This window comes from Campylobacter sp. IFREMER_LSEM_CL292 (assembly GCF_025771615.1).
Taxonomy (GTDB): domain Bacteria; phylum Campylobacterota; class Campylobacteria; order Campylobacterales; family Campylobacteraceae; genus Campylobacter_D; species Campylobacter_D lari_D.
The window spans coordinates 184,333-198,204 of sequence record NZ_JAKMQP010000001.1; the positions used below are offsets into that span (position 1 = coordinate 184,333).

At 29.6% G+C, this 13,872-nt stretch carries 11 protein-coding genes; 8 read left to right on the forward strand and 3 right to left on the reverse strand.

The features are described from left to right. Window positions 1-36 precede the first annotated feature (36 nt). Window positions 37-3,549: an acyl-[ACP]--phospholipid O-acyltransferase gene (locus L8T82_RS00915; protein ID WP_263725678.1), complete on the forward strand. Its 3,513-nt coding sequence runs from the start codon at window positions 37-39 to the stop codon at window positions 3,547-3,549. Window positions 3,550-3,579: 30 nt separating this feature from the next. Here L8T82_RS00915 and L8T82_RS00920 read toward each other — a convergent pair whose 3' ends face one another. Both L8T82_RS00920 and L8T82_RS00925 read right to left on the reverse strand, forming a co-directional pair. Next, complete coding sequence (locus L8T82_RS00920) at window positions 3,580-5,589, reverse strand: CocE/NonD family hydrolase (RefSeq protein WP_263725679.1); 2,010 nt, start codon at window positions 5,587-5,589, stop codon at window positions 3,580-3,582. Continuing rightward, a complete protein-coding gene (locus tag L8T82_RS00925; RefSeq protein WP_263725680.1) occupies window positions 5,586-6,836 on the reverse strand; it encodes an MFS transporter in 1,251 nt (416 codons plus the stop codon). Before L8T82_RS00925 ends, L8T82_RS00920 begins: the two co-directional genes overlap by 4 nt. A gap of 252 nt (window positions 6,837-7,088) precedes the next feature. Here L8T82_RS00925 and L8T82_RS00930 point away from each other — a divergent pair, with 252 nt between their 5' ends. Genes L8T82_RS00930 through mnmH form a run of 7 tightly spaced genes read left to right on the forward strand, consistent with a single transcriptional unit; the run spans window position 7,089 to window position 12,342 of the window. After that, on the forward strand, window positions 7,089-8,033 hold the full coding sequence (locus L8T82_RS00930; protein ID WP_263725681.1) for an NAD(P)-binding domain-containing protein: 945 nt from the start codon (window positions 7,089-7,091) through the stop codon (window positions 8,031-8,033). After that, on the forward strand, window positions 8,027-8,719 hold the full coding sequence (locus L8T82_RS00935; protein ID WP_263725682.1) for a tRNA1(Val) (adenine(37)-N6)-methyltransferase: 693 nt from the start codon (window positions 8,027-8,029) through the stop codon (window positions 8,717-8,719). Before L8T82_RS00930 ends, L8T82_RS00935 begins: the two co-directional genes overlap by 7 nt. Continuing rightward, complete coding sequence (locus tag L8T82_RS00940) at window positions 8,709-9,080, forward strand: YkgJ family cysteine cluster protein (protein WP_263665189.1); 372 nt, start codon at window positions 8,709-8,711, stop codon at window positions 9,078-9,080. Before L8T82_RS00935 ends, L8T82_RS00940 begins: the two co-directional genes overlap by 11 nt. Further along, the gene (locus tag L8T82_RS00945; protein WP_220567118.1) at window positions 9,056-10,291 is read left to right on the forward strand and encodes a tetratricopeptide repeat protein; all 1,236 of its coding nucleotides are present in this window, start codon (window positions 9,056-9,058) and stop codon (window positions 10,289-10,291) included. The genes L8T82_RS00940 and L8T82_RS00945 overlap by 25 nt, the downstream gene beginning before the upstream one ends. After that, window positions 10,276-10,878 carry an indole-3-glycerol-phosphate synthase TrpC gene (locus tag L8T82_RS00950; protein WP_258107523.1) on the forward strand — a complete coding sequence of 201 codons (603 nt, stop codon included), beginning with the start codon at window positions 10,276-10,278 and terminating at the stop codon, window positions 10,876-10,878. Before L8T82_RS00945 ends, L8T82_RS00950 begins: the two co-directional genes overlap by 16 nt. Further along, on the forward strand, window positions 10,878-11,366 hold the full coding sequence (locus L8T82_RS00955; RefSeq protein WP_263661799.1) for an HIT family protein: 489 nt from the start codon (window positions 10,878-10,880) through the stop codon (window positions 11,364-11,366). Before L8T82_RS00950 ends, L8T82_RS00955 begins: the two co-directional genes overlap by 1 nt. Beyond that, window positions 11,359-12,342 carry a tRNA 2-selenouridine(34) synthase MnmH gene (gene mnmH / locus L8T82_RS00960; protein ID WP_263660157.1) on the forward strand — a complete coding sequence of 328 codons (984 nt, stop codon included), beginning with the start codon at window positions 11,359-11,361 and terminating at the stop codon, window positions 12,340-12,342. The genes L8T82_RS00955 and mnmH overlap by 8 nt, the downstream gene beginning before the upstream one ends. Here the strand turns inward: mnmH and L8T82_RS00965 are convergent. Then, window positions 12,337-13,857: an inorganic phosphate transporter gene (locus L8T82_RS00965; protein WP_263725683.1), complete on the reverse strand. Its 1,521-nt coding sequence runs from the start codon at window positions 13,855-13,857 to the stop codon at window positions 12,337-12,339. The two genes, mnmH and L8T82_RS00965, sit on opposite strands and share 6 nt — an antisense overlap. Window positions 13,858-13,872: the final 15 nt, after the last annotated feature.

The following is a 13,872-nucleotide window of genomic DNA, read 5'->3' on the forward strand; positions in this document are numbered from 1 at the left end:
ATAAAATAATATTTTTAAAATAAAATGGAGTTTTAAATGCAAGGAAATTTTTTAAAGATTTTTGGCGTATTGCCATTTTTAGCAGTAGCTTTTATTAACGCTTTTGTGGATTTAGGACATAAAATCATCATACAAAATACCATTTATAAATTTTATGAAGATAGCACCCAACTTTTTCTAACTGCTATTGTCAATGCTTTAATGCTTTTGCCTTTTATTCTTATGCTTTCACCATCTGGATTTTTAGCGGATAAATTTCCTAAAAATAAAATCATGAAAATATCTGCATTATTTTCAGTAATATTAACTTGTATTATTTGTTTGTGTTATTATCTTGGAGCATTTTGGCTTGCATTTACAATGACTTTTATCATGGGAGTGCAATCTGCCTTATACTCTCCTGCAAAATATGGCTTTATAAAAGAATTAGTAGGAAAAGAGCTTTTAGCTATGGGAAATGGAGCTGTTAATGCAGTAAGTATTGTGGCTATTTTAGCCGGTATGGCAGTATTTTCTCTAAGCTTTGAAATGCTTTTTGAGTCAAATTTTAACACTCCTTCGGATATTTTAACACAAATTGCACCTTTGGGTTTTGTATTAATAGCTTTTGCTTTATTAGAACTTTTTTTAGCTTATAAACTTCCTAGCTTAAAAGAAGAAGATAAAAATTTAAGTTTTGATAAAAAACAATATTTACAAGGAAAGCTTTTAACCTCTAATTTAAAAACAATATTTTCTCATAAAATTATTTGGCTTTGTATTATAGGAATTTCACTTTTTTGGGCCATATCACAACTTTATTTAGTGAGTTTTCCTGTATATGCAAAAAATGATCTTTTCATAGAAAATACCTTTTATGTACAATGCTCTTTAGCTTTTTCTGGTATAGGAGTGATTATAGGATCGCTTATTAGTGGTAAGTTTTCTAAAAATTACATCGAATTAGGTCTTATACCACTAGGTGCTTTAGGGATTTTTCTAATGAGCATTTTAATGCCATTTTTAGAAAACTTACTAAGTTATAGTGTAGTGTTTTTTATTTTTGGTTTAAGCGGAGCATTTTTTATCATACCTTTAAACTCTCTAATACAATTTCATGCAAAAGAAAATGAATTAGGAAAAGTCTTAGCAGGAAATAATTTCATACAAAATTTTTTTATGTTAGGCTTTTTAACACTAGCTACTTTTGCTGCTTATGCTAAAATTGAAGTGATAAATTTGTTTTATTTTATCATCGCTGTGGCATTTTTTGGAAGCGTTTATATGCTAAGCAAATTGCCTTTTTCTTTAGTGCGTTTATTAATGAGTATAGCGTTTTTTCAACGCTACCGTTTATTGGTAGAAGGTTTTGAGAATATTCCTGAAAAAGGTGGAGCGTTATTACTTGGCAATCATATATCTTTTATAGATTGGGCTATTGTGCAAATGGCTATACCAAGAAAAATTTATTTTGTTATGGAAAAAAGCATTTATTCTAAGTGGTATATTAGAATTTTTCTTGATAAATTTGGAGTTATTCCTGTTTCAAGTGCTTCTAGCAAATCAAGCTTAGAGCTTATTGCTATGCATATTAAAAATGGAAATTTAGTTTGCCTTTTCCCAGAAGGAGTGCTTTCACGCCATGGACAGCTTAATGAATTTAAAGGTGGATTTGAGTTAGTTTGCTCAAAATTAGAAGAACAAGATGGAGTGATTTTACCTTTTTATACTAGAGGACTTTGGGGAAGTGCTTTTTCAAGAAGTGATGAAGAATTTTCAGCAAGAAACCGCAAAATAAGCAAAAGAAAAATCGCTATTGCTTTTGGAAAAAGCTTGCCAATACACACTAAAAAAGAAGTGGTTAAAGCAAAGGTTTTTGAACTTTCATTTATTGCTTGGAAATCTCAATGTGAAAGTATGCATACTATAGCTAGAGCTTGGATAGATAGTGCTAAAAGAAATTTAAGTCAAATAGCTATTGTTGATCCTTTAATAGGTGGTATTACTTATAGAAAAATGCTTGCTTTAAGTTTAGTTTTTAGCTCTTTTATAAAAAATACATCACATGAGTTAAATATACAACCTACCCAAGGAAGCTATGCTCCAAAAGAAGAATGTATAGGAATTTTGCTCCCTGCTTCCATGGCTAGCTCTCTTTGTAATCTAGCTGTATTACTTGCAAATAAAATCGTGGTAAATTTAAATTTCACAGCAGGTGTAAAAGCAATAAATCAAGCCATTCAAAGCTCTCAAATTCAACAAATTTATACTTCTAGAAAATTTATGGAAAAATTAGAAAATAAAGGCATAAAACTAGAATTTGAAGAGCATGTTAGAATTATTTTTATGGAAGATATTATCGCAAACTTTAAAAGACAAAAACTCAAAATCTTTTCTATGCTTGCTTTAGTAAGTATCTTACCTACTTGTTTAATAAAAGCATTATTTGCATCTAATAAACAAAACCTTGCCATAGCTGCTATATTATTTAGTAGTGGTAGCGAGGGAACACCTAAAGGAGTAATGCTAAATAATCGCAATATTTTAAGCAATATAGCCCAAATTTCAGATGTATTATGTGCAAAAAATGAAGATGTTGTCTTATCTTCTTTGCCACCTTTTCATGCTTTTGGATTAACTGTAACTACTTTTATGCCTTTATTAGAAGGGATTAAAAGCATAACACATGCTGATCCAACAGATGCACTAGGTGTAGCAAAAGCTATAGTAAAAAACAATGTTAGCATTATGTGTGCTACTTCAACTTTTTTAGGTATTTATGTAAGAAATAAAAAACTTGATGCGATTATGTTTGAAAGCTTAAGGATTATTGTTTCAGGTGCTGAAAAACTCAAAAGCGAAGTAAGAACTGCCTTTGAAATGAAATTTAAAAAACCTATTTTTGAAGGTTATGGAGCCACTGAAACCACTCCGGTTGCAAGTGTGAATTTACCGAATAAATTTGATCCTGACTATTGGATTTTACACCGTGCAAATAAAGAAGGTAGTGTAGGTATGCCTTTACCAGGAAGTGCTATACGCATAGTAGATCCATCTACTTATGAAAGTTTAAATCATGGAGAAGATGGATTAATACTCATTGGTGGCCATCAGGTTATGGTGGGTTATTTAAACAATAAAGAAAAAACCGATGAAGTTATCAAAGAAATCGATGGCATACGCTGGTATAATACCGGCGATAAAGGCCATGTAGATGAGGATGGCTTTTTATATATAGTAGATCGTTATTCTCGTTTTGCAAAAATTGGTGGTGAGATGATATCTTTAGGAGCTTTAGAAGAAGAAATTGCTAAATTTATCAATACAGATGTAGTAAAATTTTGCGCAGTTGCACTAGATGATGATAAAAAAGGTGAAATGGTATGCTTATTAGTAGAATGCCAAGAGCAAGATTTTGAAGGAATTTGCGAAGCGATTAAAAACTCTACTATGCCTGCTATTTTTAAACCAAGTAAATATTTTAAAGTAGAACAAATTCCGCTTTTAGGTTCTGGCAAAGTGGATTTAAAAGGCGCTAAAGATTTAGCTAAAATCTTGCAAGAAAATTAATTCCCAAAGTAAATTTTACTTTGGGAAAATTTATAAACTACTTCTTTTAGTTTTACAATCATATTTTTTATCAAAAACAAGCTTATCGTTTTCTTTGACTGCTATTTTTCCCTTAATATAAAAATACTCCAAATCACTAGTTTGTGTTAAGATTATATCCGCCTCCATCATACAACCCTCGCGTCCTATTTGCATTGTTTGAGTAATGGTATATTGCGCGCTTAATGGGTTTTCATTTTGAAGTTTTAATTCTCTTTTTAAATTATGCTTTACTAAAACATCAACCTCATCAAATCTATAAACACCTTCTCCAAAAACCCCGCCAACACCATCTGTAATACAAGTCCAAGTATCGTTTAAAATATCATAAGAAATGCTTCTATCTACCCTACCTTCTTCTAAAAGTGTTATTGGAGTTAAAGGAGCACTTTGTGCTTGCATATTGATTTTATTGCTATCTTGACCATTAAAACATGGTAAATTAAATTCACACTCATTTAAATCTAAAGTCAAGGTTGAAATTTTTGGCATAGGCCAAAACATAGGCCAAAAAGAATTTGCTAATGATAATCTTATCTTAGAACCCTTAGCAAATCTATATCCACAAGCATCAAGTTTGATTTGCTTTTGGATAAATTCATCTTTTTTTAAAGGTATAAATTGCTCTTTATTATCACTTAATGCAAGATTGATTACTCCATAACTTACTCTTTTTACAAAACCATCAGCTCTAACTTCACTAAGTTGAGTAAAAAGCATAGCTTTTTCTTGATCGCTTGCAATTTTTACATTTAACATAGGAAAGCCTAAGACATCCAAATCTTGTTCTAAAAAATCACTTTCAAAAACAACTGCCATCCCATCATCCAACCTTTGATCGCTAGGACTTTCTCCTAAAACACCAGCTCCCATCCACTCTCCTGATAAAAGCCCATGATTTAATGGAGTGTTAATTTTGATAAATTCACTTGATTTTTTACATGTTAATTTATGCGGATTTAAATAGTATCTTTTATAGCTAATATCATTTTTAAAATCATTTAAAGCAACAAAACGACCTTCTACTTTCTCTGTTTTTGAATTTGGCTTAGAGCTATTTTCAATATATGCTTGTATCATAGGAGCTTCAAGCACATCGTTTTCTTCATTTTTAAGCCATTTATCCCACCATTTAAGTGCTTCTTGTAAAAAACCCATTGCAGGCAAAGGTAAGCCATCATGAGGATAAACATGAGCCCAAGGACCAACGATAGCTTTTTTTGGAACTTTCAAACCATTCATTAGAGTAAAAACAGGATTAGTATAAGAATCAGCCCATCCATCTAATGCAAAAACAGGGACTTGTATATCATCATAATTTTCCCCAACAGATCCATGCTTCCAATAATCATCTTTTAAAGTATGCTCAAGCCATAATGTGGGCCATAAAGGCATATTCTCAAGCCTATTGAGCCATTTTTTTCTACCATTTGGATCAATTTTTGGATCAACAAAGCGTGATTGATATGCAAGCATGATATTACCCCACCAAAAATTATCATTAAGCAAACATCCGCCTTTATAATGAATATCCTCATTAAACCTATCATCAGTAAAACCTACTACTATAATTGCTTTTAAATTTTTAGGTCTTCTTGCTGCAACTTGTAAAGAATTAAAGCCACCCCAAGATTTACCCATCATACCAATATTCCCATCACACCATTCTTGCTTTGCAATCCACTCAATGACTTCTAAGGCATCATCTTGTTCTTGTTTTAAATATTCATCTTCTAATAAACCATCAGATTCCCCACTTCCTCTAATATCAACCCTAACAACCGCATAACCATTACCACTAAAATATCCGTGCATAGGCTCATCTCTGCCCCTTGTTCCATCATTTTTTCTATAAGGAATGTATTCTAATATAGCAGGAACTTTTTCTTTTACTTGAGGAAGCCAAATTCGTGATGAAAGCTTAGTGCCATCTTTTAAAACTATCCATTCATTTTCTATTACTCTAACCTTGTTTTTAAAGTTAAAAACAATTTCCTTCATTTCATCTCCTTTTTATTGTATTTTTTAATCCAAATCAAACAAAACATTACACCCAAAATAGCCATAACTATCATGATGGTAAAATATATATGAAAACCTTTTACACCTGGGTATCTATCTAATAAATCTCCAGCAAGTAATGGTGCAAAAACTTCAGGCAAATACCCAAAAGTAGATACAATACCTATAGCCATACCCGCTAAATGTATAGGAATTTTTCCCTCACTAAGTAAAGAATAATAAATTCCAAAATTAGAATACATAGCTATATAAATTATGACACAAGCAGAAGTTAAAACACTCATTTGTAAAAATCCATTTAATTTTGAACTAAGCATTAAAAAAATAACACCAATTCCCATTAAAATAAAGCCTATCATCATTATTTTAGCTTTTCCATATCCATCTGCTATAAATCCACCCACTACAGAAGAAACCGGACGAATATATTGAGCCAATACCGTTAAAATAGCTGCAAAAACAGCAGAAGTTCCTATAACATTGCTTGCATAAGGAGTAAAATAATAAAAACTCATGTTAAAAAAATATGTACAAAAAGTAATAGCAACCACAAGCCAAAGAGCAGAATTTTTCAAAAGAAAAACCAAGTCTTTGATTTTAATCTTCTCACTTTGCTCATTAATATCATCTTTCAAAAGAAAAAACAATAAAATAGCACTTGCAATAGGAGCTATAGAATAAAACACAATAACCATTTCTATACCTTGTGCGGCTAAGGCTTTTGTTTGAAAATATCCAAAAATACTCGTAGCTATAGCCAAATGTGCAGCACCAACAACTCCTCTACCGCCTTCAAAAATTCCATAAGCCCTTGCTTGTTCTTTAGAATTTGCTAAACTCCTTACTATTTTCATCAAAGAAGGCCAAAAAGTTAATAATGAGGTAATCCCCCAAATTCCATAAATAATCAAAAGTGCATTTAAAGAAGTAAAATATAAATGCAATAAACCACCAAGTCCTGTAGTAATTAAAGAAAAAATCAATAACTTTTTTGGTGCAAAACGATCTGCTAAATAACCTCCTAAAGCATAAGAAAACAAACCAAGCAATCCATAAGCACTACCTAAAAGCCCCATTTCAAAATTATTTAAATGATAAAGACTCATATAATCATCATAATAATACTTTCTAAAATAAGGCAAACCATAAATAATAGATCCGCAAAAGGATAATAACAATAATGTTAAAAAATTATTTTTTAAACTTTGTCCTGTATTTTGTCCCATCAAAAACTCCTTTTGCATACTATATATAATTTTTATGTTTTTTTTGCTTTTATATAAGTGATTTTATGCAAAAAATATTATAATAATATATTTTTTACACATTTTAATCTACTTTATTATAAAATTTTATTAATTTAATAATTTATAAGCATAAAAAATTTATTTACAAAATAAAAATAATTTCTGTTTTTTATTTTTTATTATTGTTTTTTTGATACATTTACATAAACTAAAAATTAAAAAAGGGAAATAATGAAAATTTTTGATATGGTAGTTATTGGTGCTGGCCCTGCAGGTATTGCAGCTGGAGTAGAAGCTAAAATAAAAAATAAAGAAGTTATTGTTTTAGAAAAAGCTGATGCGATTTGTCAAACCTTAGTAAAATTTTACAAAGAGGGTAAAAGAGTAGACAAAGCTTATAAAGGTTGTGATAGCACAAATCACGGGCATATAAATTTTGAAGATGGAACTAGAGAAAGCACAATAGAAACTTTCCAAAATGCCATTAAAGAGCATAATCTTGAAGTAAAGCTTTCTAGTGAAGTTGAAAGTATTAAAAAAGATGGAGAAAATTTCATAGTTAGTACTGCAAATGAAAATTATATTTGTAAAAATGCAGTTATTGCCATAGGTAGAATGGGTAAGCCAAATAAACCAAGCTATACTTTACCTATAACTTTAACAAAAATCATCAATTTTAATGCAAATTCAACAAGCCAAGATGAAAAAATCTTAGTTGTAGGCGGTGGAAATTCAGCAGCAGAATACGCTATAGATTTAGCTAAAAATAACGATGTTACACTTTGCTATAGAAGAGAAACTTTCTCAAGATTAAATGATATTAATCTTGAAGATATTCAAAAAGCTTTTGAGCAAGGCAGTGTAAAAGCAAAACTCGGCATAGATATAACTGGTATTGAAGATGAAAATGGTAAAGCTAAAGTAAATTTCACTAACAATACAAGTGAAATTTATGATCGCATTATTTATGCTATTGGTGGTTCAACCCCACTTGATTTCTTACAAAAATGCTCTATAGAAGTTGATGAAAAAGGTGTGCCAAGCTTTGATGAAAATAAAGAAAGCAATGTAAAAGGATTATTCGTAGCAGGCGATATAGCGAGTAAAAACGGAGCTTCTATTGTAGTGGGTTTAAATGATTCATTTAAAATCTGCGATCATCTTTATAAATGCTAAAACTCTTTCAATATTCAAAAGGCTATCGTTATAATAATGATAGCCTTTTACTTTTTGACTTTTTATCTAAAAATAACTTAAAAGGAAATATCCTTGATATAGGATGTGGATGTGGAATTTTAGGACTTTTAGTAAAGCAAAAATTTCCAAATTCAAAAGTTTATCTACTAGATATTCAAGAGCAAAATATCGAACTAAGTTATAAAAACGCTAAAGAAAATAAACTTGAAATTCAAAGCATTTGCGAAGACTTTTTAAACTATAAAAGTGATATAAAATTTGATTTTTTGATCTCTAATCCTCCATTTTATAAAAAAAATACACAAAAAAGCCAAGATTTGCATTTATGTATATCAAGATATCAAGAATTTATGCCACTTGAGAAGATGTTTGCTAAAATAAATACTTTAATCAAGCCAAATGGTAGTTTTTTTATGTGCTATGAGGCAAGTTTTTTAGATGAAATTTGTGCTTCTTTAAAGCAATTTAAATTAAAGCTAGTTTCTCTTCAATGCATTCACACCAATACACAAACTAATGCAAGGCTTGTTTTAATGCATATTAAAAAAAATAGTAAAAGCCCTTGTGTGATAATGCCTACGCTTTTTATGTATGAAAATAATGTTTTAAATCCAAAAATTAGTGAAATTTATGAAAATACAGGAACTATAAGCTATGATATGTGAAAAAGACTTTGATTATTCTTTTGATGAAAATGCTTGTAAAATATGCGGTGGAAAATGCTGCACTGGAGAAAGTGGATATATCTATGCTAGCAAAGAAGAGCTAGAAGCTATTGCTGCTTTTTTAAATTTAAGCTTTGAAGCCTTTAAAGAACAATACCTTATCAAAGTTGGATTTAAATATAGTTTTAAAGAAGTAAAGCATGAAAATGGCTATCGTTGTATTTTTTTTGATACAATGTATAAAAAATGTTTAATTTACAAGCATAGACCAAAACAATGTAAAACTTTTCCATTTTGGGAGTATTTTAAAACACACAAAGAGGAGTTGAAAGAAGAATGTATAGGGGTTTGCTTTCACTAATTATCGTTTTTATCCTAACAAACCTTGCTTTGGCTAAAAGCGAAGATAAAATCTTACAAGCACTCATTTATGAAGAACATGGACAGTTTCAAAAAGCATGTGATATTTATACAAATTTATTTCATGAAAATAATGAAAGTATCTATTTGCAAAAAGCATTGCTTTTAGCTTTGGGTGCTAACTTAAAACAAAAAGATGAACTTTTAAAAGCCTCTAAAGAATTTTTAAATCATACAGCTATTGCAAGATTAAATGCTTTGCATTTTTTTGAAATAGGAGATTATAAACAAGCCGAAACTATACTTTATAAACTCATTAAAGAAGAGCAAGATTATAGAAACTATGAAATACTAGGTGATATTTTTGCTAAAAAAGCTTTATACACCAAAGCTTTAGAGCAATACAATCTTGCTTATAAGCTTTTTGAACATGAAAATTTATTACTTAAAATAGTTGAAATTAATATTAAAAATAAAAATATTGATCAAGCTAAAAAAGCTTTAGAAGAATTTGTAAAAAATTCACAATGCACTCTTAAAACATGCACCCTACTTTTAAAAATTTATCAAGAGCAAAAAAACAATAAGGCAAGCATTCAAACCCTTGAAAAACTATATAAACTCAACAATGATATTAAATATATATATGCTATGATAGAATTACTAGTGCAAGAAAAAAATTATAAACAAGCTCTAAATTTAGTCCAACAATACAACATAGATCCTGATACTAAAATTTTCTTATATACACAAACAAAAAATTATAAAAAAGCTTACGAAATAGCTTTAAAACATTATGAACTTAGCAAAGATAAAAAATACCTTTCTATGGCAGGGGTTTTAGAATTTGAAATTTATATGGATTCTAAAAGTAAAAAAATCACGGATCCAAAAATTCTAGCTTCTATTATGAAAAAATTTGAACAAAGTGTAGATGTGCGTAGCGATGCTTTATATCAAAACTACTATGGCTATGCCTTAATCGAATATGATATTGATATTGCAAAAGGTATAGAATTAGTAGGCTGGGCGCTTGAACAAGAACCACAAAATCTTTACTACCTAGACTCTTTAGCTTGGGGCTATTATAAACTTAAAAATTGCAAAAAAGCTTATGAAATTTTACAAAAAACATTCCACGATAAAGAATTTGCAAATTCCCAAGAAAGCAAAGATCACTTAAAGGCCATTGAAAAATGTTTAAAACAATAGATTTAAAAAATCATTTTTCAAAAACACAAAAAATTCTAGAAAATAAAAAAGAAATTTTTCCTTATGATATGCTGGGCAGAAGCCTAGCTTCTAATGCTTTTTATCCTAAAGATATTTACACACTTTTGCTTGAAAGAAAACTTTCGCATTTTTTATACTCCAAAGATTTAAATTTTAATCATGAAAATTTTGATGCTATCGTTTTACCAACAAGTCCTTTGCTTAATCAAGACATACAAAATTTAAGTCTTTTTAGACGCTATCATGAAAAACCCATTGTGCAATTTGACTTTATTTTTGATGAATATCAAATTTTAGAAAGCTTAGTATATGGGGCTGATGCGTTTATTGTATTTCCTAAAATGCTAAAAACTATGCAACTAAAAAAACTTTATAATTTTGCAATACATCTTGGCTTAGAAGCCATTTTTTATATTGAAAGCAAAAGCGATCTTAATAATGCTATTTTAGCAGGAGCTAGAATTTTTTTATTAGAAGATGAAAAGCTATTACCTTTGATACCAAAAAATAAAGCTCTTATAAGTAAAAATATCAAAAATCTGCATGCTTGCATAAAGGAGAGTTGATGGAGTATTTATACGCACCTTGGAGGGATGTTTATTTTAATAATAAAGATAAAAATTTTTGCCCTTTTTGTCATTGTAAGTATGAACTCAATGAAGATGAAAAACTTGGGGTAATTTTTAGAGCTAAAGAATGTTTTGGCATTATGAATAAATACCCTTATAGTCCGGGTCATTTCATGATTATCCCTTATGAGCATTTAGAAAATATAGAAGATTTAAATAATGATACATGGCTAGAAATTAGCCATTTTGTGCGTATTGGAGTTAAAATTTTAAAAGAAAACTTTCATGCCAAGGGTGTTAATATAGGTATGAATTTAGGCAGTGCAGCAGGAGCTGGCATAGCGCCGCATTGTCATTATCATTTAATCCCAAGATGGCAAGGGGATACAAATTTTATCACTACCATAGGACAAACTAGAGTTTGTGGGAGTGATTTGGAAAAAGTTTATACCACCTTATGCAAAGCTTTTAAAGACTATGTATAAAGAAGTTGATTTTGAAAATTTTTTAAAATTTAATTTTGATCTTTTAATTGATGTAAGAAGTCCCAAAGAATACAAACTTGCTCATATAAAATCTGCGCAAAATTACTACGCATTAAATGATAATGAATTTGAAGAAATAGGCACACTTTATAAGAAAAATAAAGGCTTAGCTAAAGCAAAAGGTGCAAGTTATATTTGTAAAAATATGAGTGAACATATTAATAAACTTTATCAAAATTATAAAATAGGTTCTTTGGTGGGAATTTATTGTGCAAGAGGTGGTAAAAGATCAAAAGCTATTGCTTTAATCTTGGCTGAACTTGGTTATAGAGTTGTAAGATTAGAAGGTGGATACAAGGCCTATAGAAGTTATGTGAGTGAGTTTTTTAGGAAAGATTTAAATATTGAGTTTTTATGTCTTTGTGGCAATACAGCAAGTGGTAAAAGTGATTTAATCCAAACTTTAAATAATGCTTTAAATTTAGAAAAACTAGCTAACCACCAAGGATCAAGTTTTGGTAAAATTTATGGAGAACAACCAAGCCAAAAAGCCTTTGAAGATAAGTTGTTTTATTTTTTAAAAGATTATACTCACAAAACTTGTTTTATAGAAGCTGAAAGCAGACAAATTGGAAATTTAACTATCCCGCTAAATTTATATAATAGTATGCAAAAAGCTAAGAAAATTTGGTGCGAGTGTGATATAAATTTACGCATTCAAAGAGCTTTAAAAAACTATACTCCAATGGATAAAAAAGTGTTTTATCAATGTGTTGAGAAAATCTCACCCTATATCAGTAAAGACTTCAAGATAAAACTTTGTAAAAATTATGAAGAGAATAATTTAGAACTTTGTGTAAAAATGCTTTTTGAATATTATGATAAAGTATATAAAAAACCTGCAAAAATTGATTATTTTATAAATAGCTCTAATTTAAATGAAGCTAAAAAATATCTTATGAGTTTAAACTCATAAGATTATATTTACAAAAATTACAAAAATAATACTTGAAAGAATTCCAGCAACTGGTAAAGTAATAACCCAAGCTAAACCAATAGGTTTCATCATACCCCATTTAGCATCTTTATTAAACACCCCTATACCTAAAATAGCACCGATTAAAATATGGGTTGAGCTAACTGGAATTCCAAGTTGAGTTGCTAAAAGTATAACAATACTTGCACCAAGTTCAGCACTAAAGCCTGTTGTTGGCTTAATTTCTGCTAGTTTTGAACCAACAGTTTGAATAACTTCTTTACCTAAAAACCAAAGTCCAATAACCAAAGCTATACCAAACATAAGCATTACAGCAAATGGCACTGGCGAACTTGGATTAATGGTGTTGTTTTTAAGCACATCTAAAATCGCAGCAAATGGCCCAAGAGCATTAGCTATATCATTAGCTCCATGCGAAAAAGCAAAACTAGAAGCAGTAAAAATTTGAAACCACGAAAAAATCTTTTCTATAGTTTTATTTACTTCAGTTTTTTTCATCAATCTTACAACAGCCAAAGTAACTATATAAGCAAAAATAGAAATAATAGAAACTATCCATAAATTCTGCACCATATCTAAAGTAGAAACTTTATTTAAACCTTTAAATAAAAACATTGACGCTATTATTAAAGCAGCTATCCCTGCAACCAAAGGAACATGGAATTTCATTTTAGAAAAAACATCTATATTTTTTTCTTTTTCTTTTAATTCTTTAATTTTTAACTTATATTCACTTCTTTTTTCATCATCATCTAAAACAATGGCGCTTAATTCTTTAATTTGCTCTTCTTGACTTTTGTTTTTTAAATTGATAAAAAAATTTTCTTTAAACTCCTTTTTTTCTTTTTTAATTTCTTTTATTTGCATATTAATCAAAGCCGAAGGTTGAAGTATTTTTTTATAAATATAAGCATAAATTAAATACGCCACAAGTCCACCAAGTAAAGGAGAAATAACCCAACTCATAGCTATCTTATAAATACCATTCCAATTTACCATAGAAAAAGCTTGGTCTTGATTAAAAAATACAAACCCCATAGCTATACTTGAACCTACAATACCACCTATAATGCTATGAGTAGTAGAAACTGGAAGTCCTTTTTTTGTTGCTATAAATAACCAAATACCTGAACTTAGCAAAGCTGAAAGCATAACACATACAAACACCATAGGATCAACACTATCTGGTAAAACCACTATACCACTTCTTATAGTATTAGTTACTTCCCCACCTGCAAACACAGCTCCACTTAATTCAAATACTGCTGCAATAATTAAAGCTTGCTTGATAGTAACTGTCTTAGCTCCCACGCTAGTGCCAAATGAATTTGCAACATCATTACCGCCAACATTAAAGGCCATAAAAATTCCAAATACACTAGCAAGAATAAATAATATCATGGAATTATTAGGAATATAATTATAACCCCAAACAAAAAAACACAAAACGCTTACAATAAAAATAAAAAATGCAATGGTATTGTCTTTACTCAAGCATTCTCCTTAAGA

Coding starts and splice junctions, on each gene's coding strand:
- L8T82_RS00915 (WP_263725678.1), top strand. CDS start 37: ATGCAAGGAAATTTTTTAAAGATTTTTGGCGTATTGCCATTTTTAGCA.
- L8T82_RS00920 (WP_263725679.1), bottom strand. CDS start 5,589: ATGAAGGAAATTGTTTTTAACTTTAAAAACAAGGTTAGAGTAATAGAA.
- L8T82_RS00925 (WP_263725680.1), bottom strand. CDS start 6,836: ATGGGACAAAATACAGGACAAAGTTTAAAAAATAATTTTTTAACATTA.
- L8T82_RS00930 (WP_263725681.1), top strand. CDS start 7,089: ATGAAAATTTTTGATATGGTAGTTATTGGTGCTGGCCCTGCAGGTATT.
- L8T82_RS00935 (WP_263725682.1), top strand. CDS start 8,027: ATGCTAAAACTCTTTCAATATTCAAAAGGCTATCGTTATAATAATGAT.
- L8T82_RS00940 (WP_263665189.1), top strand. CDS start 8,709: ATGATATGTGAAAAAGACTTTGATTATTCTTTTGATGAAAATGCTTGT.
- L8T82_RS00945 (WP_220567118.1), top strand. CDS start 9,056: ATGTATAGGGGTTTGCTTTCACTAATTATCGTTTTTATCCTAACAAAC.
- L8T82_RS00950 (WP_258107523.1), top strand. CDS start 10,276: ATGTTTAAAACAATAGATTTAAAAAATCATTTTTCAAAAACACAAAAA.
- L8T82_RS00955 (WP_263661799.1), top strand. CDS start 10,878: ATGGAGTATTTATACGCACCTTGGAGGGATGTTTATTTTAATAATAAA.
- mnmH (WP_263660157.1), top strand. CDS start 11,359: ATGTATAAAGAAGTTGATTTTGAAAATTTTTTAAAATTTAATTTTGAT.